Consider the following 25517-nt stretch of genomic DNA (forward strand, 5'->3'; position numbering starts at 1 on the left):
CGCCTTACGGGAATCCCTTTAGCCTCTGAAAAAAACCCTCGGCATAGGTATCACTGATGGGAATGATGTGATCGGCCATCTTGATCCGGTTTCGCTCGATGTAATCGATTTTGTCAATGGCGACCAGAAAGGACCGATGCACACGGACAAAATTTGGGGAAGGCAGCAGTGCTTCCAGCTGAGCAAAGCTCAACAGCGTCATTAGCTTCTCTTTCGCGGTATGAATCCGTAGGTAGTCTTTCATTCCCTCCACAAAGAGAATCTCGCGCGTCGCCACCTTCTGGATTCGGTGGCCCACCTTGAGAAAAAGATACGTCTGGTCCTGCCTGGCTTCCGCGATTTCGTCCCGCTTTTCCGGGGGATGCCGGGGGGGGTGTTCCTGGTAGAGGCGTAATACGCCTTTGTAAAACCGTTGGAACGTAAAGGGCTTTAACAAGTAGTCCTTCACTTCCAATTCATACGCCTTCAGCGCATACTGATCGTAGGCGGTCGTGAGGATAATCAGGGGTTGGTGGTGTAACATCGGGATGAAACTGAGCCCATCCAGGTCTGGCAGATTGATGTCAAGAAACAAGAGATTGGGTGGGTCTCTCGCCAGAGGCTCGGCCGCCTCCAACGGACTCATGTAAGACCCTTTCCATTCCAGAAACGGAACTTTGCCGATGTACTCTTCCAGAATTTCCTGGGCCAGAGGTTCGTCCTCAATGATACAGCAGGTCAGCTTTTCTTTCATGTGCCTGTGCAGGATGCAGGTGGATGGTCAGCAGAACCGTAAAGGTTTCGCCGGTGTGCTGAAGGGTGAGTGTATGCTGGTCAGGGTAAAGTAACGCCAGCCGTTTCCGGACGTTGGGCAGCCCGATACCCCCGGGTTCTTCCAGCGACTGGGCTGTTCTTTTGCCGATAGGGTTCTGCACGCGGAAGAGCAGGGTCCCTTCGTGGATCGACACCCTCACCTTCAGGTCGCCGGGCTCCAGCCGGGCGGGGCTGTGTTTGTAGGCATTTTCCAGCAGGTGAATGAACAGCAAGGGAGCAATGGCGTAGGCTTCGGTCTCCCCCTCGATCTGGAGATCGACCACCGGACGTTGCTTGTAGCGGAGCTGCTGCAAACTCACGTAATCCCGCACATAGTCCATCTCCCGGGCCAGCGGAACCGTGGGCGCATTGGATTCATAAATCATGTAGCGCATCAGCGAGGCCAGTTGCTGCACCGCCTCCGGGGCGGTAGGCGCTTGCTTGTACACCAGGGTGTGAATGTTATTCAGAGTATTGAAGAGGAAGTGCGGATGGATCTGCGCTTTTAGAGATTGCAATTCGGCCTCCGCGGCCTGTTTTTCCAGCTGCTCTTTCCGGATCGTGTTGAGTACCAGCGTCTCGGTGACCCGGGCCAGCCAGCCTAAGAAAATAAAGATGACGACGATCGAAATCAGCGTCATCAGGTAGTACTCCATAAACAGGCTCCCCGAATTCAGCGCTTCGTGGTGGGTGAGCAGAAAAGGAAGAGGCCCTGTCAATAGGATGGCCACCAAGCTGCGAACGTAGCGCTCGCTTTTCTTCTTCCCGGTATACCGGGTCAGGAGATGGAAATGGCTGTAAAACACATAGATACAGGTGGCAACAAATCCCGTCGTTTTGGCTAGCCAGTGCGCCTCGCCTTCTCCCCCCAGTTGCAGGCCTACCAACAGGGTGAACAAGCCCCAGAGAGAGAGGTGAATCAGCCGGAAGATTTTCTTGATGCGCTCCATCAAACAAAGATATTTTTTCCTGTCACTTTTTAACAATCCGTTTACCGGTTGGACCAATTGGATCTACCAATCGGCCAATCGGGTCTGCCAGTGCCTTGGAAGAGGCAAACGCCTGATTGATCGACTCCTTTTTAGCGGTCGACTATCGTGTTTCGCTTTCCAGGCTGGTACGGCTTGCTTCGTGCTGAACTAGCCAGGAGAGCTTGATCTGAGGAGCTCCCCTGCACTCATTCCTAAAGGAAAAATTAAGCCGACCCGCTAACATGGAAAATCCCCCGTGGGGCCTGGTGATCCGCCAGGTCTCCAAAACCTATAGAACCAATCGATTCCCAACCGGTACATCCCGAACCGGCCGGCACCGCACTGACGGACCGGCCGGTGGGGTGCACGCCTTGCACCAGGTATCGCTTGAGATTCCGCCGGGCCTATTTGGGCTGCTGGGGCCGAACGGCGCCGGTAAATCGACCCTCATGCGCACGCTCGCTACGCTGCAGGAACCCGACGAGGGACAACTCTTTTTGGGTGACATTGACATCGTGCACCAGAAGGCAGCGGTACGCCAGACCTTGGGCTACCTTCCTCAGGAGTTCGGGGTGTACCCCAAGTCCAGTGCGGAGGAATTGCTCGACTACTTCGCGGTGCTGAAAGGCATTACCCACCGGGCAGCACGGCGAGAAACCACCGCGGCCTTACTCAAACAAACGAATTTGTGGGACCAGCGCAAGCAGAAGCTGGGCGGCTACTCCGGCGGCATGCGGCAACGCTTCGGAGTGGCGGTGGCCTTGCTGGGCAACCCCCGATTGTTGATTGTCGACGAACCCACGGCGGGCCTGGACCCGGCCGAACGCGTGCGCTTCCTCAATCTGCTGAGCGAATTAGGGGAAAGGAGTGTCGTGATTCTCTCCACGCACCTGGTGGCGGATGTGGCAGAATTGTGTACGAACATGGCCATCATCAACAGAGGACAAATTCTGTTGAAGGCCCGGCCACAGGACGCGAGGGGTGCCCTCAAAGGCCGGATCTGGCGGCAAGTGATCGAACAAACGGCGTTCCCTGCGCTGGCGCAGGAGCACCGGATCATTTCGGCCAAGCGACTGAGTGGTCGCACCTTGGTGCATGTGTACAGCCCGCAAAGACCCTGTAACGGGTTTGAAGCGGTGGAGCCGGAGCTGGAGGATGTCTATTTCAGTGCTCTGGCGGGCTGCATCGGCCCGACCCATCAACAACCGACATCAGAAGGGATCGTGCGATGAAGTTGCAACGGATTTTTGCACTGGAATTCGGGTACCAGTTCCGGCAGGTCTCGACCTGGCTCTACTTCGGGGTGGTGCTGGGGTTGGCGTATCTGGTTGTTTTGGGCAACTACCGTTACGACGCACAAGACGGGTATTTCTTGCTCAACGCGCCCATCGTGATTTACTCGGTCACGGTGATCTGCTGCGTGCTGTGGCTGTTGATCGGCGCCTCAGTGGCGGGCGACGCGGCGGCCCGCGACGTGCAGACGCGCATGCATGCGCTTACCTACACTGCACCCGTCAGCAAAGCAGCCTACCTGGGCGGGCGGTTTACCGCCGCCCTCGCCCTCAACGGGCTCGTGGTCCTGGCCATCCCGGCGGGTCTCCTGCTGGCCCTGTACGTTGCGGAGGTGGAGGCCGAACTGCTGGGTCCGTTCCGAGCGACGGCCTACCTGACCAGCTTCTTCTTTCTGGTGTTGCCCAACATCTTTTTTGCCACCGCCATTCAGTTCGCGTGGGCGGCGCTCAGCCGTCGGGCCATCGGCAGCTACCTGGGGGGGGCGGTCCTGTTCGCGGCGGCCTTTGTGCTGGGACAGGGGCTGCAGGACGCGGGGGAATGGGGAAACCTGATCGACCCCATGGGCTTCACGCAGGTGATGGGCAATCAGCTCACGTGGAGCCCACTGGAACTGAACACACGCCTGCTCCGGCTGGAGGGCACCTTTCTCACCAACCGCCTTCTGTGGCTCGGCATTTCGCTGAGCCTCCTGCTGTTAACGTATTTTCGGTTTCGGTTCGAGGTACCTGCATCCCGCCCGCAACAGCAACCGGCCACCGGGGGACAACCAGTGGTCGTGATTCGGGCGTCCTTGGCTTGGGAAACTGCGGAGACGCTGCCGCGAGTCAAGGGAACGTTTGGATGGGCCACGCAACGGCGCCAATTGCGTTTGATCACCTGGAAGAGCTTTCTTCAGCTTGCTAAACACTGGACCGGTCTTCCCCTGCTGGCCGTCCTGGCCCTGATGGCAGGCTTGACCCTGCCCAACAACCTGAAAGGCCAAGGGGTCCCCCTCCTGCCCCGCACCGACTTTCTCCTCGAGAATCTGACCGCACCCCTGACGCAGCCGGAGCCGTTCTGGATCATCATCACCCTGCTCACCCTTTTCTACGCCGGGGAGCTGGTGTGGCGAGAGCGCGAAACCGGCCTGAGCGAGATCGCCCACGCGGCACCTGTACCGGAAGGAGTACTGTTCCTGGGTCGGTTGCTGGCGCTGGCGGGGATGCTAGGGGTATGGCTGGCGTTCCTGATGCTGGCCGGACTGGTGGCGCAGGCGACCATTGGCGGCGTCAGGGCGGAGATAGGCCTGTACGTGCAAGTCCTATTCGGACTGCAGTTCGTCGATTGCCTGCTCATGGCCCTGCTGGCCTTCGTCGTGCAGGTGCTGGTAAACCAGAAGTTTGTAGGGTACCTGGTGTCGCTGCTGGTTTACGGATGTATTGCCTTCGCACCTATCCTGGGCATGGAACACAAGCTGCTGATTTACGGGGCCAGCCCCCGCTGGACGTATACCGACATGGCCGGCTTTGGCCCGACGCTGGCGCCCTGGCTGTGGTTTAAAGCCTACTGGGTCGCGTGGGCCGGGTGGCTGGCAGTGGTAGCGGTTCTGTTCTGGGTGCGGGGCCGCGAAGGAAATAGTGCCTCGCGGCTTCGGCTGGCCCATCGGCGGTTCACGGGTACTGTGGCCGGGGTAGCGGCGGTGGCGACCGGTGGCCTCCTGGTGGCGGGTGGTTTTGTTTTCTACCACACGAACGTGCGGCGCAACTACACCAACGCCTCCGCTGCCGCGGCGCAACGGGCAGCCTACGAGCAGCTCTACCGCCAATACCTGCACGTCCCCCAACCCCTGCTGACCGGCGTGAACCTCCAGGTAGAAATCTATCCTCAGCAGCGGAGGGTCGTGATCCAGGGCACGTACCTGCTGGTGAATCACCAACACATCTCTATCGACTCGATTCACTTAGGAACGGGGGCGGATGTGGAAACTAGCGCGCTCGACTTTGATCGGCCCTTTCAGGAGGTGCGGGTGGACAAGGAGCTGCGCCACCGCATCTACGCCCTGACCAATTCTCTCACCCCCGGAGATTCGTTGCACCTCCGTTTTCGGGTTACCTACCAGGCGCAGGGCTTCTCCAACCAGGGCGCCGACGCGCAGGTGGTGGAAAATGGCACCCACTTCCGGAATATAGAGTGGCTTCCCGTCATCGGGTACCAGCCGTATCGGGAGCTGGACGAGGCCGGCGCCCGACAGGCGCATGGCCTGCCCCCCCGGCCCGCCACCGCCTCGCTCTACGACACGGCGGCCCGTCGGTACGCCCCGTTTGCCGAGCAGATCCGCTTTGAGGCCATTGTGGGAACGGAAGCCGACCAGCAGGTGGTGGCACCGGGCACGTTACGCCGGACCTGGACCCAGGCGGGCCGCCGCTACGTTCAGTACGCGACGGATACGCCCATCCGCAACGAATTCTCCATTTTCTCGGCCCGTTATGCCGTGCAGGAAGGGACCTGGCAACCCACCTCAGCACGCCCGGTGCAGGCGGTGGCCCTCCAGATCTACTATCCCCCCGGGGGGACGGACAACCCGGCGCGAATGGTTCGGAGTGCACAGGCCTCACTGGATTACTATACCAAGCAGTTTGGTCCCTACCCGCACCGCCAACTCCGCTTTGTGGCCCATCCGAGCTATCACTTCGGCCACCACGCCGCCCCCATTGACATCTCGGCGGCGGAAGGCTTTTTCCTACTGAACCCGAAGCAGGATGAGCGGGGCTTTGATCTGGTGACAGCCGTGGTAGCGCACGAGGTGGCGCACCAGTGGTGGGGCAACCAACTCAAACAAGCGTATGTAGAAGGCGCCGGCCTGATTACCGAAAGCCTGGCGTGGTACTCGGCCATGGGCGTACTGGAAGACCATTATGGTACCGAGCACTTGCAGCGGCTCCTGAAGTACCTGCGGGAAGCAAACGAAACGCCGCGTACCCGGGCCGCCCTGCCGCTGCTGCAGGCCCAGGACGGGTACCAGATGTACCGCAAAGGGCCCTTAGCGCTGTACGCGTTGAGCCAGTACATAGGCCGGGACCGGGTAAACGGAGCCCTCCGAACGTTGCTGGCGAACCACCGCCCGGGAAGAGTTCCCCATCCCACGTCGCTGGATCTCTACCGGGAGCTGCAGGCGGTCACGCCGGATTCGCTTCAGCCGCTGCTGCACGACCTGTTCGCGGCCAACACCTTCTGGGAGCTGGCGATGGAAAGCGCCACTGCCAAACCGGGTCCAGGGGGCACCTGGCAGGTAACGCTTACCCTACAGGCCGGCAAACGGGTCGTGGACAGCGCCGGCACCGAGACGGAACGACCCATGAAGGAGTGGGTGGAACTCGGGGTCTTCGCCCCGGCCGAGGGGGGACAGGAGGCAGGCAGGCCACTCTATCTGCAGAAGCACCTGATCTCATCCGGCCAGCAGACGATTGTGTTGACAGTGCCTGACCGACCCGCTCAGGTTTGTATAGATCCACGCCAGTTGCTCATTGAGTGGCAGGTAACAGACAACCACAAACGCGTGGAGTCAACCCCATAGCCTGAGCCAGAAAGGGCCAGGCTATGGGGTTGACGATGTTTTGCCGACTGACTTGTTTATTTCAAAAACCCTATTAACTTTGAATCACAGAGTACTTTACACAGCACAGGACATGGACCCTCTCGACACCCTGCACGAAATCCGGCAACTCATGGAGCGCACCACTCGCTTCACCTCCCTGAGTGGGCGGGCGGGCATGGGAGTAGGCGTGTGTGCCCTGGTCGGGATGGCCGTCCTCGGGTGGCACTTTCGCTCCCATCACCTCTCTTACACGCAATTCATGCAGGGAGAACTGCCCGCGGCATCTGTAAGGTGGGTCGTTGGGGTTATGAGCGGCGTATTCATCTGCGCAGTAGCATCCACTTTCTACTTTACCTTCCGTAACGCGCAAGGGACGGGGCAATCCCTCTGGCAACGTCAAGGACAACGTTTTTGGCTGAGCCTAGCCCTTCCCCTGACCATAGGGGGAGCCTTCTGTGGAGCCCTGGTCTACCACGGCCTGTTCGCTTTACTCGCTCCCGCTTCCCTCCTCTTTTACGGACTCGCCCTCCTCCACAGTAGTCGGTATACGTTTCGAGGCATCCGCTACCTGGGCTGGGGAGAAGTTCTGTTAGGTCTCGCTAGCTGTTTTTGGATCGAGCAGGCTCCCTGGTGCTGGACGTTGGGGTTTGGTGTTTTGCACATCCTATACGGCGGGACGCTCTTTTACACCACGGAACGAGCGCAGCTCGGCAGGGAGACCGGGCACGGTAACCTGTATTTATCCTAGGAGGTATTTACGAAGGTGGAAGACGTCAAAACGTATCTAGAACGCATCAACAAAGCCTTCGAAAGCCGGGCGCGCCTCGGCATTATGGCGATCCTGGTGATGGAAGAGCACGTGGACTTTGGATACCTGAAGGAGGCTTTGCAGCTGACTGATGGCAACCTGGGCAGTCATCTGCGAGCACTGGAGGAGGCCTCTTACCTGCAGGTAGAGAAACGTTTTGTGGGACGCAGACCCAATACGCGCTACAAAGCCACGCCGGCCGGAAAAGCGGCTTTCCAACAGCACCTGGACGCACTAGAAAACCTGATTTTAAAAAGCAGAAACGCCGAGTGATAAAAAATTTTACTCACATACTCTGAAATTCAGAGTACTCTTAACTACAACATATCCCTTGAGCCAATGCCTAGGCCCCCTCCTATTCCCGCCCCTTTCGCGTTCCCGAAGAAACCTTCCCTCCTCACAGGGAAAAAGATCCGCACCAGGGTCCTTTCTACACGCTACAGCACCGCTCCACTTCCTTTTTTCAAACCCGTTCTCCTGATGAAGCTACACCTCAACGGCATCTCCAAATCCTACTCCGGCACCTCCCGCGTCGGCCAGCCTGCCGAACGGGTGCAGGCCCTCCAAGATGTCACCCTTACCATTCCACCGGGCATGTTCGGCCTGCTGGGCCCGAACGGCGCCGGCAAATCCACCCTGATGCGGATTCTGGCTACCCTACAGGAGCCGGATGAAGGCTCAGTGCACCTGGGTGACCTGGACGTGCTGCGCCAGAAGGACCAGGTGCGCCAGACCCTGGGCTACCTGCCACAGGAGTTCGGTGTCTACCCCAAAGCCCGGGCAGAGGAGTTGCTCGCCCATTTCGCCATCCTCAAGGGGTTTACCCAGCGCCGTTCGCGGCGGGAGGTGGTGGAAGCCCTGCTCCGGAAAGTAAACCTGTGGGACGTGCGGCGACAAAAACTGGGCAGCTATTCGGGGGGCATGCGACAACGGTTCGGCGTGGCCGTCGCACTCCTGGGCGACCCTCAACTGGTGATTGTGGACGAACCCACCGCAGGACTGGACCCCGCCGAACGGGTACGCTTTCTGAACCTGCTAAGTGAGCTGGGCGAACACAGTATCGTACTCCTTTCCACCCACATCGTGGAGGACGTGAGCGAACTCTGTACCCGCATGGCCATCATCCACCAGGGGAAAATCCTTCTGGAGGCCGAACCGCTCCAGGCCGTGGCGGGGTTGCGGGGGCGCATCTGGCGCAAGCAGGTAGAGAAGAGTGTCCTGCCTGCGCTGGAGCGGGATCATCACCTGATCTCCACCAAACTTCGGAGCGGCCGCACCCTGGTGCACGTCTACAGCGAGACCTCACCCGGCCCCGGCTTCGAGGGCACTGAACCCGACCTAGAAGATGTGTACTTCAGCACCATGGCGGGCCATGTAGACCACGCTTATCCCGAGGTGCGATGAGAAAAGGCTGGGAAATTTTTCGCTTTGAGTTCGCCTACCAACTCCAGCGGCCGTGGACCTGGCTTTCGATGGCGGTGATGATGGTCTTTGCGCTCTTTGCCACGAGGGTCGCGATCCTGCCCGTGACGCTTCCCCAGGATTTTATTCTCAATTCACCGTTCATCATCACGTCCGTCTCCGTATTCAGCTGTCAGATCTGGTTGCTGCTCGCCCCGGTCGTGGCGGGTGAAGTCGCGGCGCGGGACGTGCAAACCCGCATGCATCCGCTCCTCTACACGAGTCCGATCAGCAAAGCCGCTTACTTCGGGGGACGTTTCTTTGCCGCCCTGGCCCTACAGGCCCTCATCCTGTTCGGCGTACAGGTGGGCAGTCTCCTCGCCGTCTATGGCCCCGGCGCGAACCCCGACCTTGTCGGCCCGTTCCGTCCAGCGGCCTACCTGGCTGCCTACGGCTTCGTGGCGCTGACCAACGCACTCATCGCGACGGCGTTCCAGTTCTCCCTGGCGCTGTTCACCGGCCGGTCCATGGCCAGCTATTTCGGCAGTCTGATGCTCTTTTTTCTCTCGTATCCCGTAACGTTCACCCTGTATTTCTCTGGGTTGCACGAGCGGGCACTGCTGGCGGACCCCATTGGCGTCATGGCAATCATGAATGAGATGATGTCCAACTGGACCCTGGTGGAAAAGAATAAGCGCCTCTTCACCCTCGAAGGCGCCATGCTCGGGAACCGGGTGCTCTGGCTCGGCATCGCGCTGGGCACGCTCGGTCTGGTCTACCTGCGCTTTCGCTTTGCGCACCGGGCGACCGCCCCGCAGTGGAGCCCGTGGCGGCGGTGGATGGTGCCCGGCCTGCCCGCACCGGAAACCGGCTCTCCTTCTCGACCCGCACCCTCCGTCCCACAGGTCCAGCCCTCGCTGGGTTTCGCTGGCCACCTGCATCAAACCGGGGCGATCCTACGCAGCTCCTTCCGGTGGATCGTCACGAGTCCGGGCGGACTCTTTCTGCTCGTGGCGTTTCCGCTGCTGCTGACCGCCATGATGCTGGTGGAGCTACAGCACTGGGGCGTGCCCCTGCTGCCGCGGACGCCTCATCTCCTGACCAAGTACCTCACCGGCGCGCTTACCTCGCCGACGAACTACTGGGTGATGGTGCCGCTTTTCACCCTTTACTACGCGGGCGAACTGGTCTGGCGGGAACGCGACGCGGGACTCAACGAGCAGGTAGACGCGATGCCGGTACCGGAATGGGTGTTTTTCCTCGGCAAGTTCCTAGGCCTGGGGCTAGTCCTCGCCCTGCTGATGGCGATCGTCGTCGTGGTTGGGGTCACAGTGCAGGTGATCCGGGGCTACTACACGTTCCAGCTCGGGCGGTACGTGCAAGTGCTGCTAGGGCTGCAACTCACCGACTACCTCCTTTTTGCCGCACTTGCCTTCACCGTGCAGGCCGTGGTGTCACAAAAATACCTTGGGCACATCGTGGCCCTGGTCGCCTACCTGCTCATGGTCTTTTCCTCGTTTCTCGGCATCGAGCACCCCCTGCTCGTCTACGCCTCGGGGCCGGACTGGTCGCTGACGGACCTGCGCGGCTGGGGAGGGTCAGTGGGTCCCTGGCTGTGGTTCCGAGGGTACTGGGCAGCGTGGGCGCTGTTGCTCGCGCTGCTCACCCGGCTGCTGTGGGTGCGGGGCCAGGTGTCTGGATTTAAACAGCGTTTGCACCTGGTGCGCCTACGCTTTACGCAGGCAACGGCCGGCGTCGCGGCGGTGGCGCTCGGAAGCATCCTCCTGCTGGGAGGGTTCCTTTTTTACCACACGAACGTGCTGCACGAATACCTCACCGAGGACGCGTTGGTGCAACGCCGCGCCGACTACGAGCGCAGGTACGGGCAGTACGAAGGCATTCCCCAGCCGCAACGGACCGCCACCCGGCTGCAGGTCGACCTTCACCCTGACCGGAGAGCGGCCACGATCCGCGGCCGCTACCGCCTCGTGAACCGCCATCAGGTACCCATTGATTCCGTGCACCTGGAGCCGGCGTTCTACGTGAAGACCCACGTCACGTTTGACCGACCGGCGCGCGCCGTGGTTGCCGATGAACTCCTCGGTCACTTCATCTACGCGCTGGACGAGCCGCTCCTGCCCGGCGACTCCCTGACCCTTTGTTTTGAGGTGCAGTTCGCCCCCCAGGGGTTCGGCACCGGTGGCCTCCGCCACAACGGCGCGGGCCAGGCGATCCTGGAGAACGGCACCTACCTCACGGGCAGCGCGTTCCCCGTCATCGGCTACCAGCCGCAGCGCGAGCTATGGAGTGCCGACGACCGCCGCCAGCACGGCCTGCCACGACAACTCACCCTGCCCCCACCCGGCGACCTTGATCCGCATCAGGCGGCGGGCAGCGCGGGTACCTTTGAGGCGATCGTCAGCACCGCCACCGATCAGATCGCTGTGGCCCCGGGCGAGCTGCGACGCACGTGGCGCAAGGCGGGACGACGCTATTTCCACTACGTCAGCGAGGTGCCGATCGGAGGCATGGAGGTCTTTTTTTCCGCCGACTACACTTTCCACCGGGAGCAGTGGCGGGGCGTGGACGTCCAGGTCTATGTGCACCCCGGTCACGCGGAACACCTCGAGCGCCTGCTCCGCAGTGCCCGCGCGTCGTTGGACTACTACACGACTCAGTTCGGCCCCTATCCCTACCGTTTTTTACAGCTCATCGAACAGCCCGGCAACTTTCTCGGCATGGGTGTCGACGGCAGCGGCGTGCTCACCGCCGGCGAGGGCTTCTTCCTCCTGGACCCGCGGGGCTACGGGTTCGACGCGATCTTCGAGATTGTGGCACACGAAATGGGGCACCAGTGGTGGGGCATGCAGCTCAAGCCTGCTTTCGCCGAGGGAGGAGGCGTCCTTTCCGAAAGCCTGGCCTGGTACTCCGCCATGCAGCTGGTGAAGCACGAGAAGGGCCGGGAAGCGCTACGGCGGTTTGTGCGGGTAATGCGCCAGCCGAACCCCTGGCCCCCGATGCGGACGGGCCTGCCCCTGCTCCGCGCCATGGACCCCTGGGCCAACTACCGCAAAGGGCCCTACGCCATGCACGCCCTCAGCGAGTACGTGGGCGAGGCCCGGGTGAACGGGGCCCTTTGTACGCTGCTGCAGAAAAAGAAGTCCTCCCTGGCCACGACCCTCGACCTGTACCGGGAGCTGCAAGCGGTGACGCCGGATTCGCTCCGCCCCCTGCTGCACGACCTGTTTGCGGCAACTACGTTCTGGACCTTCGACACGAAGCAGGCGACGGCGCAGCCGACGGCGGCGGGTGCCTGGCAGGTGCAGTTCGAGGTAGAGGCCCGTAAGGTCGTGGTCGACAGCGCCGGCCGGGAAACCGAGCGGCCCGTCGATCAGTGGGTCGAGGTCGGGATCTTCGCCGCCCCTGCGCCGGGCGTGGCGACTCCCGGCGAACGGCTGGGCAAGCCGCTGTACGTGCAGAAGCATTTCATCCGCTCCGGCACGCAAACGATCCAGGTTACGGTGCCTCACCGGCCGACCCATGGCGGCCTTGACCCCTACCACCTCCTCGACTGGCAGGAAGGCGATAACATCGAGAACATTCAGGCGCTAATGCCATGAACTTCAGGAAAATCGTTCGGTTTGAGTTTCGGTATCAGGGGCGGCATGTGACGACGTGGTTCCTGCCAGGTATCCTGCTTCTCTTCGTTTTTATGATCCTGCGGGTGGTAGCACCGGGTGATGACATCTACCTGAGACAGGCCGGCATCGCTCCTCGTCACCTGTTGATCGACCTGGACCCGGAAGATCACAACGAACCAGTAGAGCTTGAAAATGAATGCATCTAACATGAGTAGCGCGTATTTTGTAGATCCACACTCGGTGGTACGGCAGATCTGGGGAAAAGCGGACACCATCCTGTTCATCTTTGCGGGCGCGTCCGCCGAGTTTGCGCTCAGCAAAGCGGTAGACTGGCTGTATTTTACCGGACGCCTTCCGGCCGATCCGCTGGCCAGGCTTTTCTCCACGGTGGCCTTCGCCCGCACCATCGTCTTTTCAGAGCGGGCGTCAGCTCTCCGCGCGATTGATGCGATGGCGTCGATCCACGCTCAGGTAGAAGCGAAACGGGGGATACGCATTCCCGACTGGGCTTACCGGGATGTCCTCTTCATGCTGATCGACTACTCGATCCGCTCCTATGAGCGGCTGGAACGCAAGCTAAGTAGAGCGGAAAAAGAGGACGTATTCCAGGTTTTCCATCAGGTTGGCCGTCGGATGGGCGTGCCAGGGTTGCCTGACGATTTTGATACGTGGGCAACCATGCGGCAACAACACCTGCACCAGAATCTTCAGGGTAGTCCCTATACAGAAGATTTATTCCGTCAGTATAAAAAAAGCGTGGGAAGGATGCGTTATTGGTTTCTGCGGGAAACCCAGACACTACTGGTGCCGCAGCACGTGCGTGCATTGCTCGGTTTTCGAGACTACGCTTTTATCTCTCCTTTACTTGATTTCTACAAATGGAGTCGACATCTGAAGCTGGATGTAGTTGTAAAAGCGCTTTTTCTGCCGAGGCAGTATCAAACAGAGATCAAGGGGTTAGACAGCATGACTGCTCATGATCCGACCATGGGTTTTCATAAGGAGCATTAGGTCAGCTACTAGTGATAAATCCCCTCTTGATATATCTTAGAAGGTCATGATAGGGCGTGTATGCAAACTCAGTTTGGCGACTATTGGACTTGATTATCAGGTTTGTTTCCTTGCGTTGAAAAGGTTTTGTCAAAGCTTTTTGTTGGGGTTTCTTTCGGTGGTGGCAGTTTGCATACACGCCTTAGCGTCCGAGTACCTCAAGGGTAACGGAAGTGGATGGTTAACAGTTGGTCTTTTTTCTGTTTACCCACCGCAGGAACAGGAAGTTTGCCAATACATAGATCTACTCACGAAACTCTATGAGGATGGAACTAGTCGCTGGTTAGGCATTCAAGCACTTTCTCCACTTTTCCCACAGGAAGCAACGCCTCAGGACATACCTCTTTCGCTTTCAATTAGGAGTAGTTCTCCCATTTCAATCTGCAAGTAAAGAGGCAGGCTTAGGCGTGCTGTGATATATCTTCACTTTTCCTCAGTAAGCACCAACGGCGAATCACTGTTTACTCTATACATTTCCTGTTGTTTCAATCTACATCGTGTGGAGACTAGCATATTTCCCCCTACGCGAAAAAGCTCCATAGATATCAGTGCACTGTCAAGATGAATTTTCGCAGTTTGCAAGCGAACTGGGCTTGTATTCCTCCTAACGTTTTATGAGCACGCGTGTAAAAGTTTGTTCTGCTGCGTTCATTTACCTTTTTTTACTATGCTCCTTTGTATTTTCTCCACTTTTGTCCGCTGTATACTTGTGATGATTCCTCATGCTGATCAATCATTTATCATGTAAGCTGTGTATACTCGTGAAAAGGCCAAGGAGCGCCACGCTTCAACTGGAAAAACTCCATTTTGGCAGGGGTATTGGCTAAGGCAATCTTTTCCGTTCGTGAGGTAATATCGGCGGACCGAATTTAACGCATGAAAGAAATGCATAAGGGATGAAGCATCTGCCATGCTACATAATTTTCACCTTTCCCTCCGGACAGTGTACTTCGAAAAAATGAACTAAGCGTTCTGGGAAAAGTCAGTTTAACATCTAGAATGGAAAGTCAAGGATCGACACTACCTTCTGTAGAAGTAGTCTTCAAATTGACCTGAGGCCAAATACCTACCTGAAATATTTCATCTGTATAATGTAGTTCGAAGAGCGCGGTATGGTCTTTTTGCAGTGAGCACATTGCAGTGAGGTGACGGAAAATATGCTTTATGAAGATAGTCTCAGATATGGAAGCATACTTCTTCACAATCGCTTTGGTGATAGTGGGAAAATACCAGTCGTTGCTAACCCACGGGGTGCGGAGTACATATCTCGATTCCAATGACTCACATCACCTGAAAGAGTAGTTGGGCCAATATAAGTCTCCCAGTGGAGATGCGACCATAAAGCGACCCGGGGCCCTTCTGAGATTTCCCAGCTTACCTATTTTTACTTCCTCCGCCCAACATTTCTTGTCGTGCCAATCTGGCCTAACTACAGATGGTTACACGGTTCGGATGATAAAGTTCCAGCTTGCCGCCTGACCATCGACATGCATTTAGAAGAGTTTTATCTAAAGCCATGGGCTTTTGCTTTCCCGGTAGGGATCCGAAGTATTTATAGCTAGGGCGTGTATGCAAACTCAGTTTGGCGACAATTAACCTTTATGATTAAGTTCATTTCCTCGGAATGAAGAGGGATTTTGCAATGCATTTTGCTCAGATTTCTGACCGTATTGGGAGTTTGCATACACGCCCTAGTTATTTCACAACTTACGTCTCTGAGAGGATGGCAAAAATACAGATGGGCCAAAATACCATAGTGGTAAAAAAGAGTAGAGATGACTTAATTTCCTAGCATAAGGACAGGAGGTTTCGTTTCTGTTTGCCCAGTAACTAGCTAGCCTTTAGCAAACGCTTGACAAGCGGCTCCTTTACAGGTGGGGATATCCCACAAAGCGTGGCGACTAGCTGAGAGAGCTACAAGCCAGGGCCGTCCTTTCGGGCCGTGATTCAATTCCTTTATCTCCCTAGTAATTATGGAAAAATCACACGGTGTCCATAGCTTGACGACCTGGACATTTTCTGTGTGTAAGGATGAAACTACTCAGAGATATATGTGTATTGGGGAATTAGCATAAATACCTGTACGGCAATGGGGATTTTCTCTAGGTGATTTCTCTCGCGAAGGGCACATCTCTTTCTAAGGAAATACCGCTGTTTGGCACGAGGCTGAAGATTTTCCATCTTGGTTAGTAGCCGCTAAGCGAGTGTCTACTTTCCATTCTCCTCGTTTCAGGAACGAAACCTGTATGAAATGCAAAATGTACATATTTACACCTGCGTCTTTTCCCAAAAGGTAAATTAGCTCCCTTAGTCTAGCTCCCGAAAATGCATTTCAATACAAGGCGATAGATATTCCAGATAGGTGGGTGGTTAGAAACGTAATCGTAAACTGCGAAATTCTCTCTCTGCGCAGAATGATCCAGATAGTGATTACCCAACTCCAAAGTGCTATTTGTGCACTTCCACAGTCTCAAACCCGCATAAAGCTACAGTTCGTTACTCGTCTGTATAGCGATATTAATTGGGCTAATTCTGATGAGCCGTTCTTGATACAGAATTAATAGGACAACTTGACCATAATACAGCAAATGAATTTGTGTGTTGGTCGTCCGCTATCTAGTCATTTTGCCTTTAAGGTAAAGACAGAAACAACTCACTGGGCATAAGTAGGGCAATACTGTAAAAGCTCACCACCAATGGCACAAATGCACTTTTACCAGATCGCTTGCTGTTTGTCATTCTATTTATAATTCGGAGGCAGGGCGTGCGCCGATCCGTGTAATAGAAGATGGCATATCAATAATAGAAAAACAATGATATCATACTGGCTTAAGCCCACTTTGGCACTAATGTACCGATGCGATTTTCCCATAGTTGTAGTGCATCATGCAACCATTTAAACGAAAGAGGTGGTCAAATGCAGAAAATTCATAATTCCAAACCATTTCACAGTTCGCTTGATTAATACACTGCACCGTGAAACCATGAAAACTTTCATTTAAACGCACTTTTTTATAACCCATCAGCAACCCGCAAAGCTAAAGCTTGTCTTTGTTTACAGGTTCACTTGCTGCTTGGACACATGTGCAAATATCCGGTAATGACCTCCACCGATCTTAGATCATTTTGTGGGAACGAGTGCAAAATTGCAAACTTTACCCTTTAACTAATCAATTAGTTAAAGGGGGCATTACCATTTTTCAGCAGCATTAGAGTGTAAAAGTCCTTTGACCTGTCTTATGGACATCGTCCTTTTTGCGTTTTTCTCTTCTTTTTTAAAATCCAAGGAAATAGCGCACAGTTGTGCGCGTCCTTTACTTCTTTATAAATTTTTAATCCTTTATACCTTTACACTCGCCTTATGTGATTGATTTTCAGTTTATTACAATGAGTATGGTGGAGGTTATTACCAGTGATCGGTGGAGGTTATTACCAGTGATCGGTGGAGGTTATTACCAGTGATCGGTGGAGGTTATTACCAGTGATCGGTGGAGGTCATTTCTGATACGGTGGAGGTCATTACCAACAACAGGATATAGGTAGAAAAATATTTTCACTTTTCTACCTATTTTCCTATGTTTGGGTATGGCGAGTTCGGAAAAAAAGAAGAGAGACTATGTCTGGCAATCCAACGAGTTGGTAAATGCACGATTTACATTCCAACGTCTTGAACAGCGGATTTTTTTACAGACTATCGCATCAATCCGACGTGATGACAATGAGTTCCGAGATGTAGATATTGACATTCGCGATATGCTAGGGTATGAACTCGGTGGGACAGCATATCAGATGATCCGTGATACCTGTAGTTCTCTTTTGGGAAAGAAGATTGAGATGGAAGATGATGTTGAATTACGCCAAAGCACTCGTCGACGCTACCGAGGATATGTGTTGTTTACCACGGTACAGTATGTAGAGGGGACAAATACTATCAAAGCGCGGTTATCTCCGGAAATCATGCCGTTTCTCTTACAGCTGAAATCAAAATTCACTAAAGCGGAGCTGGACGAGCTGATGGAGCTAGATAGCCATTATTCGTATCGCATTTACTGGCTGCTAAAGCAGTTTGCGTCATTTCGAGCCACACGTGATATCCAGATCGATGAGCTCAAGTCTATGTTTCGTCTTGAAGGAAAGTATGATCGCTACGTAGATTTTCGTAAAAACGTAATTGATCAGGCACAGGCCGAGTTGGCCGACACTGAAATGGCTTTTGATTACGAAACTATCACGCATAAGCGTCGGGCTGTAGCAATTCGATTCAAACTACTTAAACATAAATCAGATCAACTTGACTTGTTTGCTGTTCAAGGACCACCTCCTCAGCTTAATCACGAAAAGGAGGTGCTCTGGTCTCCCGAAAACCCAATTTGGGATCCAAGCTACGATTCGAAGTTTGCACCAGATGAGCGCTTTGTCGCCATTGACCTATACAGAGCTTCCAGGATGTTGGTAACCAACGGTGTAGATCCCCAAGGGTGTGAACGATGGTATCAAGCAATGATACTACACAAACTCACTCCTAAATATGTGATCAGTATCTGTAAACAGGCTCAGGAAGCCGTGCCTCAAAGGAGTGGGAAACTGACTATGGCTACGTTGCGCAAGCGGGGAGGCTGGATTCATAAACAATTTTCAGATTTTCTACTATTGGGTGATCCTAAGTAGTACTAGTCCCCCTCTACTTACGACTGTAAGTAGAAGGGCTTGTGTAGAAAACTAGGCTTGTGTTCTTGTGAATTGAAAGAGCCTAGGGATTCTTAACTGACGTACATTCTTTATTTTCTTGACTTTAAAGAAAATAAAGAATGTACGCAAGGAGTCTTTGAACTAAGCGTTGTAAGACTAGAACAATGCTGTATTACGCTTTGGATAACTAAATAGGGTGTGGTTCTGATTAGTCATTTCCATGCGCATAGGGCTAATCTGACAAGTCGGTCGTAATTATCAATACAAGGAAGTTTGCGTACGATTGACTTATCGGCAAACTTCCCTCCTCTTGCTTACATGATGTGAGCCCTGTATGTACATCTTGATATTCATCATTTTCAAGAAAGTGATGAATATCAAGATGTAGAAGAAAGTAAGGAGATTATTCTATGTCAATATGAGCTCTTTACTCTACATGAGTGTTTGAATTCAGTTTACTGAATTTCTTTATGTTCTTGAAAAAGAAGAATTTCTTGATTATGAAGCTAATGAAGAAAGTGATGAAATGGTTGATATTAAAGAAAATGAAGGTAATATTGTTTCGAACAGAGACAGTATCAATCTGAAAAACGTTGAAAAAGTGGCTATGCGTAAAAATCAAGTTATCGCTATTTCAAATAATAAGGGAGGGGTAGGGAAGACCACCACAGCGCTTAACATTGGTGGTGGATTCGCGCATTTGGGATTAAAAGTGCTTTTGATCGATCTAGACGGCCAGGCAAATTTGTCATCTTCATTAGGGGTTCCCCCTGATCTGCATCCTCATGTAGGCCATGTTATGCTAGAAGAAGCACGAATTCAAGATGTGATACAGACCAGAGGTAGTGTCGATATTTTGCCATCAGCTTTTGAATTAGTCAATCAGGTAGACCGGATAAAGAATGAAGTAGGAGCTAATCTTTTGCTGGATAATGCGTTGAAACCCATGCGAAAACGTTACGATCGAATTCTGATCGACTGTCCGCCTTCACTAGATATCTTGACACTGAACGCATTGACCGCTGCTGACGCCTATATTGTACCAATGATGGCAGAGTTTTATAGTCATTTGGCACTTGATAAAATGATTCGTTCAGTAGATAAGTTAAGAAGTCGAGGAGCAAATCCAGACTTGCAACTAGCGGGGGTCCTTTTCACGCGGCATAGTAAGGCAGGACGTACCTTGATTGGACGTCAGATTGTGGAAAGCACACGACAGGCAATTAAAGACCATGTTTTTCAAAATGTCATCCGTGACAATGTGGCGCTGGTGGAATGTGTTTCCGCACATCAAACCATTTTCGAATACGATGGCGAAAGTGCAGGGGCAAAGGACTATATGAAAATCTGTAAAGAAATTCTTGAAAATGAAGAAAGTTAAGAAAGCATTCGCACTTAATGAGCTCTATACGCCTGACAAACAAACCGATAAGGCTGATGAAGAGAAGCAAAAAGAAAGCCCCGTGGTATCTGCACGGGCGGCGGCATCATCAGAAAGGGTGAAAGTGAACTTATTTCTACATGCCCGCTACAAACAACTAATTAAAATAGGAAAGCGAGAGGAGAAATTTGACAGTCAGGCGGAGTTTGTCGAGCATATTTTTGAACAGTATTTTCGAGGGAAGGAATACAACCAGTGAGTTTTTTCTACAAAGTCGGTTACATCTCGCTGTACACAAATGCAGCATGTTCAATAACTTCCTGACTGTTAAGTAGAAACGGAAGAAGCCAAAGGCTGGATTAATCTCCTCGTAAACTTCCGGCTTAGCATCCAAAGGGAAGAAGTCATAAAAGAAGCGGTTGTTGCCTCAATGCGTAGCCGACACACGATGGCCGCACCGTCTGCCCGGTTTTCTCGTCTAGGGACGGGGCGTACGCGTCGCGGTTGAAGCGTACGCCCCGCTCTCCTTTCTACAGAGGCGGCCTACCGACTGCCTGCACCTACGACTCGCTTCGCTGCAAAACGCTGGGATCTTTGTCAAAAACTAAGGATCTTCCGCACACACCATTTCTGCTTCCCGATGCTCCGCCATTCCCTGAAAGTCGCCTTTCGCACCCTGTGCAAACACCCGTCGTTCTCGCTCATCCTTCTGGTGGGCCTGACGCTGGGGCTGACCTTCGCACTGGTGATTGGCATGGTAGTCCGCTACGAGCGGAGCTTTGACCGGTTTCACACGCATGCCGATCGGATCTATCGGGTCGTACGGGTAGCGTCTGACGCCACCGCGTTCCATCCAGGCGTTCCGTTTTCTATGCCCGCTACCCTGTCCCGGGAAGTACCGGCGCTGGAAGCGGTCACGGCGATTGATGGCGTGAGCGAAGCACAAGTCGGGGTGTACGGTCCGGCGGGCACCATTACTCAGCGGTTTCAGGAAATGGGCTGCGCCTACGTCGATACGGCCTTTTTTCACCTGTTTGATTTTGCGGGAACCGGCATGTACTGGCTTGCCGGGGATTCAGCTACCGCGCTGCAGGAGCCCTACACGGTCGTCCTGACGCAGACGATGGCGGCCAAGTATTTTTCCGAGCGGGACGCCCTGGGCCAATCGCTGCACTTGGTCATCTACGGTCGTACCTTCGACGCGACGGTTACGGGTATCGTGACGGATTTTCCGGCCCACACCGACCTACCCTTCACGCTCCTGGTTTCACACGCTACCTTGGATAACTTTGTGCAAGAATACAAAACAAACTGGGTAGCGGTTGACGACGAATACACCTGTTTCGTGCGTCTGCGGGAAGGCACTATGCCTGCGATGGCCGAGGCACAGATCCAGGCCGCACATACGGCCCATGTCCCCGCCGAGTTGGCCCAGCGTCGCACGTACCGACTGCAGCCGCTGGCGGAACTGCATACCGACCGGCGCTTCGGCAACTACCACCACCGCACCATTTCGCCCGAGATGCTGGGGACGCTCACCCTCGTCGGCGGATTCATTTTGCTGATGGCTTGCATCAACTTCATCAACCTCTCCACCGCGCGGGCGCTTACCCGCGCCCGTGAAGTCGGGTTGCGTAAAGTGCTGGGCAGCGCCCAGCTGCAGTTGGTGGAGCAGCTTCTGGGGGAAACCTTTCTGCTGGTGCTCCCGGCCGCCCTGCTGGCGATTCTGTCCAGCGCGTTCTTTCTTCAGCAAGCAGGCGACCTGACGCATGTCGAAGACACACGCTCGCTGTTCCTGGAACCGGCAACCTGGATGGTTTTGGTCGGACTGGTCGTGGGTGTCACCCTGCTGGCTGGTTTTTATCCGGCGCTGGTGCTGTCGGGATTCTCGCCTCTGCGGGCATTGAAAAAACAGCGGGTTGCAACCCACCCTGAAGAAATTACCCTGCGCCGCAGCCTGGTGGTGCTTCAGTTTTTTCTGGCATTGGTATTGGTCATGGGCACAGGGGCCGTCGTTCAACAGCGGCACTACCTGCGAGACTACGACCTGGGATTCGACCAGGAGTCAGTTTTATTGATTCCTCTCCCCACCAGTACACCCGAGACGCTAACCACCTTGCGCAACCAATGGGAAGCACTAGCGTCGGTGGAAGCGGTCAGCTTTTCGCTGAGTTCGCCTGCCGGGGTGGGAGGCATCGGAAACTGGGAAGACATGCGTCGCCCGGAAGCCGAGCCAGAAGAACCCCTCGTCTTTCAGATCAACTACGTCGACGACCAGTATCTTTCGCTTTACCAGATTCCGTTACGGGCCGGTCGCAACTTGCTCCCGACCGATTCTAGCGATAAGCTCCTGGTCAGCGAGTCGCTGGCTCAATCACTGGGCTTCCGCTCACTGACCGAGGCGGTAGGGCAGACCGTGCTGCATGGCGTAGGTCCGCAGCGCGCGACGATCATCGGCGTGATGCAGAATTACCAGAGTGCCTCTCTGCACGAGGAAGCGCCTTTGTTGGCCCTGGCCCCGGATCCCCGCTTTCACACCGCCAGCCTGAAGCTCGCCCCGGGCAGTCGTTATGAGACGATCCAGGAGACGGTTGCGCAGGTCAAATCGACCTGGACAGAGGCCTTTCCCGAAGCTGTGTTCGATTTTTCGTTTCTTGATGAAACCATCGAAGCTTACTACCAGGAAGAAACCCGCTTGTCGATCCTATTCAACCTGTTCACGGGCGTAGCCTTGTTCATCGCCTGCCTAGGACTGTTAGGGCTGGCCTCCTACACGGCGCTGCAACGCACCAAGGAAATCGGCATTCGCAAGGTGTTGGGCGCTTCCGTTACGGGCATCCTAATAATGCTGTCCAGAGATTATCTGCGCCTGCTGCTCATCGCCTTCGTGATGGCGGTGCCCGTCGCCAACTATTGTATCACCGAGTGGCTGCAGGGCTATCCTTACCAGGTTCCGCGCAGCGGGTGGCTGTTCGCCCTGCCGGGCTTCGGCGTATTGCTGGTGGCACTGCTGACCGTCAGTGCTCAATCGATGCGGGCCGCGTACCTGAATCCAGTCGAAACCCTGCGACAAGAATGAGCAACGCAAGAGGGCATGGCGTCTGGTGCAGGGCGCTTGACTTGACGCAAGGGGCAAACCCCCTTGCGTCAAGTCAAGCGCTATCAACCATAAACGCTCAAGAGTCGCACCTGGCCGTGTATTTCACATTGAAAATATCCATCATCATGGGGTTGAATCGTTTGCTTCCGATTGCGTTCCGAATATTTTCATCAATTCTGCCCTGGGAAATTTCCAGTATTCGACGTAGGGATTTTTTTTCACTTTCTCGTTGTACTCGTCTATGAAATGCTGATTAAGTGCATCCGTGTCCCCGTATTGTTTTCGCAGGGCTTCCAATTCTTGATGCAATTGGGCCTGCACCTCCGCATAGGCCGGATCGCCGTACACATTGTTGATTTCCTGCGGGTCCTTTGTTAGGTCGTAAAGTTCCCAAGTATTCATCTCGAAATAGAAATGGATCAGTTTATACTGGTCGGTGGTGATGCCGTAATGTCGTTGCACCACATGCTCTGAGGGATGCTCGTAATAATGGTAATAGTGGGCTTTCCTCCAGTCCTCAGGGGTTTCTCCCTTCAGAATTGGCACAAGACTTTTCCCCTGCATCTCGGCCGGAATCTGTCCCCCGGCGATGTCAATGAACGTTTCCGCAAAATCCAGATTCGAGACCAATTCAGTATTCACGGATCCGGATTTGGTCACCCCTGGCCAACTCACCAGGAGGGGCGTTTTTAAGGACTGATCGTACATCCAGCGTTTGTCAAACCAGCCATGTTCGCCTAAATAAAATCCCTGATCCGAAGAGTACATAACAAGGGTATTTTTATCCAGTCCGGATTCTTTCAAATAGTCGAGCAAGGCGCCCACACTCTTGTCCACCGCCGCGACACAGGCCAGATAATCCCGCATGTACCGCTGGTACTTGTAACGGACCAAGTCTTTTCCCTGCGGATTGGTTTTGCGGAAGTCTTCGAGGATCGGGTCATAGACCTCTTTCCACCGGGCCTTCTGCGCTTCGGTCAGGTCTGCGGGTGCCTCTTCACTAAGCTTCAGATCGTCCTCCAGCCGCATCGCCTCGGCAATCGACATGTAATTCGCGGCGGCCGCTTCCCGATGGCCTCCGTAGTCATCGAAGAGGGTCTCCGGTTCAGGGAAGGTCACGTTTTCGTACAGCCCAAGTTCATTCGGACCAGGTTGCCATCCCCGGTGTGGGGCTTTGTGCCACATCATCAGCATGAAAGGCTGTTCACCGTCCTTGACCGAATCCAGCCAGGCCAGCGATTTTTCGGTGATAATTTCCGTAGCATATCCTTGCTCGGTGTATTCTCCCTCCTGGTTGATAAACACAGGGTTGTAATACTTGCCTTGTCCCGGTAAGATATCGTAGTAGTCGAAGCCGGTGGGGGTCCCGCCCAGGTGTAACTTCCCGATGGTCGCGGTTTTATAGCCGGCTTGTTGAAGAACCTTGGCGTACGACTGTTGCGCGAAATCGAATTCGGAGCCGATGGTGTTGTCCACAAACCCATTCAAGTGGCTGTATTTTCCGGTAAGGATGGTGGCCCGGGAAGGTCCACAGATGGAGTTGGTCACCAGGCAATTGGTAAAGCGCATGCCAGCTTCCGCAATGCGGTCTATGTTAGGGGTGGGCGCCAATTCGGCCAGCCTGCCGCCATAGGCACTAATCGCCTGATAGGCATGGTCATCGCTCATGATGAAAATGATGTTCGGCCTTGTGGGGGTTTCCTGCTGATCGGCATCTTTTTTACAGGAGCTCAAAACCATTGAAAGGCCAGCGAAGAGAATCAAAAAATGGGTGAGAGTAGGGGTTGACTTCATAGATTTACTTTTGGCAAAGCCAAGGTAAGAAGATTATGAACTTCTGTGGCACCTAGCAATGACGTATGCACAATGGCTACCTACGGGACAGCTAGACTTTTTAAGGCACAACGTGATACTCCCTAACAGGATCATAGCATTGCAACTACTAGCGGTTTTCTCGTACCGGGTGGCTAGGGGTCGGTTCTCTTTCAAGCATCCCATGTTCTGTTCAATGCCGCCTCTTTTCCGGTAGACTTGTCGGTCAAAACGGTGATGAGGCCACCGTATCACGGATCGCTTTTCCTGCGTTTTCGTCCCTTGGGTAAACGCTTTTTTGGACTCATGCCCCGGATGCTTGCGTCGCCGTAGGGCCTTCCGTACCCGATCAGCATCAAAACTCCGGTCGGCCACCACTTGCTCTGGTCGTGTTCTGGGGCGGCCGCTGGATTGCGAAATACGCACCGCCGGGCGGCCCGGCTAAAGCGCGATTTAGCGGCTCACCTACATCACCATAGCATTAGAGTAGTCTTCCCCTCAGAAGATAGTTAGAAAAGAGCTATCTTCTGAGGGGAAGACCACTTTACGTCATAGGTTTCTAGGCAACGCCCGCCGTGGTTTAGAGTATGTATCTTACCTAAAGGGGAAAGTAAGCAATTCGGGGACGCTTCTTTCACCTCTCATAAAGCCTACAAAAGACGCGATTATGAACTTTCGCGACAAAGGCTAGTAGAGAGAGTAGTAGTTTTTACGGCACATATATTTTTTTCTTAGAACCAGGTCTTGGCTGCATAGATTTATAAAATGTTTCTTACCTTATCGGTGTATATAGGTTGGTGATAAAAGGTTATCTGCGCCCGACCCTTGGGCGTAGCATTTATACACCCGCAGGCAGCACGCTTGCCAAGTACCCTTACCGTGAAAAGGCTCCGCTAAACGGCACGCGTTGGAAGGCCTACGAGCCATGACTTGCAGATGGTATACGCGGGAAAGCTTTAATGGCAGGGTTGACTCTACTCATTTCCTGGCTTTCCCTGCTCACCC

General features: G+C 54.5%; 15 protein-coding genes and 1 pseudogene. 12 read left to right on the plus strand and 4 right to left on the minus strand.

Annotated features, from left to right (window positions below; all coding sequences use genetic code 11):
* Window positions 1-4: 4 nt before the first annotated feature.
* Window positions 5-733, minus strand: coding sequence for a LytR/AlgR family response regulator transcription factor (locus BLR44_RS27265; protein ID WP_089688468.1), 729 nt, complete (start codon window positions 731-733; stop codon window positions 5-7).
* Entirely contained in the window at window positions 702-1742 is a 1041-nt protein-coding gene (locus tag BLR44_RS27270; protein WP_089688470.1) for a sensor histidine kinase, read from the minus strand. The genes BLR44_RS27265 and BLR44_RS27270 overlap by 32 nt, the downstream gene beginning before the upstream one ends.
* A gap of 263 nt (window positions 1743-2005) precedes the next feature.
* On the opposite strand from BLR44_RS27270, the gene BLR44_RS27275 reads away from it, so the two are divergent.
* The 12 genes and pseudogenes from BLR44_RS27275 to BLR44_RS27330 all read left to right on the plus strand — a co-directional run bounded on the left by BLR44_RS27275 (window position 2006) and on the right by BLR44_RS27330 (window position 22679).
* Window positions 2006-2995 (plus strand): ABC transporter ATP-binding protein, encoded by a 990-nt coding sequence (locus BLR44_RS27275; RefSeq protein ID WP_089688471.1) that lies wholly within the window; start codon window positions 2006-2008, stop codon window positions 2993-2995.
* Window positions 2992-6609 (plus strand): ABC transporter permease/M1 family aminopeptidase, encoded by a 3618-nt coding sequence (locus BLR44_RS27280; RefSeq protein WP_089688473.1) that lies wholly within the window; start codon window positions 2992-2994, stop codon window positions 6607-6609. Before BLR44_RS27275 ends, BLR44_RS27280 begins: the two co-directional genes overlap by 4 nt.
* A gap of 112 nt (window positions 6610-6721) precedes the next feature.
* Window positions 6722-7378 carry a hypothetical protein gene (locus BLR44_RS27285; protein WP_218127209.1) on the plus strand — a complete coding sequence of 219 codons (657 nt, stop codon included), beginning with the start codon at window positions 6722-6724 and terminating at the stop codon, window positions 7376-7378.
* Window positions 7379-7462: 84 nt separating this feature from the next.
* Window positions 7463-7711, plus strand: a complete 249-nt coding sequence (locus BLR44_RS27290) for a winged helix-turn-helix domain-containing protein (RefSeq protein WP_089688531.1) — start codon at window positions 7463-7465, stop codon at window positions 7709-7711.
* Between the two features lie 300 nt (window positions 7712-8011).
* A pseudogene (locus BLR44_RS27295) lies at window positions 8012-8842 on the plus strand (ABC transporter ATP-binding protein); the annotation flags it as partial.
* Complete coding sequence (locus tag BLR44_RS27300; RefSeq protein ID WP_089688480.1) at window positions 8839-12459, plus strand: ABC transporter permease/M1 family aminopeptidase; 3621 nt, start codon at window positions 8839-8841, stop codon at window positions 12457-12459. The pseudogene BLR44_RS27295 and the gene BLR44_RS27300, both read left to right, overlap by 4 nt.
* Window positions 12456-12686, plus strand: a complete 231-nt coding sequence (locus BLR44_RS27305) for a hypothetical protein (RefSeq protein WP_089688482.1) — start codon at window positions 12456-12458, stop codon at window positions 12684-12686. Before BLR44_RS27300 ends, BLR44_RS27305 begins: the two co-directional genes overlap by 4 nt.
* Window position 12687: 1 nt before the next feature.
* Entirely contained in the window at window positions 12688-13491 is an 804-nt protein-coding gene (locus BLR44_RS27310) for an oxygenase MpaB family protein (protein WP_089688484.1), read from the plus strand.
* Between the two features lie 3624 nt (window positions 13492-17115).
* Window positions 17116-18198, plus strand: coding sequence for a replication initiation protein (locus BLR44_RS27315; protein ID WP_143017508.1), 1083 nt, complete (start codon window positions 17116-17118; stop codon window positions 18196-18198).
* 547 nt (window positions 18199-18745) lie between these two features.
* Entirely contained in the window at window positions 18746-19600 is an 855-nt protein-coding gene (locus BLR44_RS27320) for a ParA family protein (protein ID WP_089688488.1), read from the plus strand.
* Window positions 19587-19859: a hypothetical protein gene (locus BLR44_RS27325; protein WP_089688489.1), complete on the plus strand. Its 273-nt coding sequence runs from the start codon at window positions 19587-19589 to the stop codon at window positions 19857-19859. The genes BLR44_RS27320 and BLR44_RS27325 overlap by 14 nt, the downstream gene beginning before the upstream one ends.
* Window positions 19860-20240: 381 nt before the next feature.
* The gene (locus tag BLR44_RS27330; protein WP_089688492.1) at window positions 20241-22679 is read left to right on the plus strand and encodes an ABC transporter permease; all 2439 of its coding nucleotides are present in this window, start codon (window positions 20241-20243) and stop codon (window positions 22677-22679) included.
* A 144-nt stretch (window positions 22680-22823) separates the two neighbouring features.
* Here the strand turns inward: BLR44_RS27330 and BLR44_RS27335 are convergent, their stop codons facing one another.
* Window positions 22824-24494 carry a sulfatase family protein gene (locus tag BLR44_RS27335; RefSeq protein ID WP_089688494.1) on the minus strand — a complete coding sequence of 557 codons (1671 nt, stop codon included), beginning with the start codon at window positions 24492-24494 and terminating at the stop codon, window positions 22824-22826.
* A 33-nt stretch (window positions 24495-24527) separates the two neighbouring features.
* The gene (locus BLR44_RS29460) at window positions 24528-24938 is read right to left on the minus strand and encodes a transposase (protein ID WP_089688496.1); all 411 of its coding nucleotides are present in this window, start codon (window positions 24936-24938) and stop codon (window positions 24528-24530) included.
* Window positions 24939-25517: the final 579 nt, after the last annotated feature.

This window comes from Catalinimonas alkaloidigena, from assembly GCF_900100765.1.
Lineage (GTDB): Bacteria > Bacteroidota > Bacteroidia > Cytophagales > Flexibacteraceae > Mooreia > Mooreia alkaloidigena.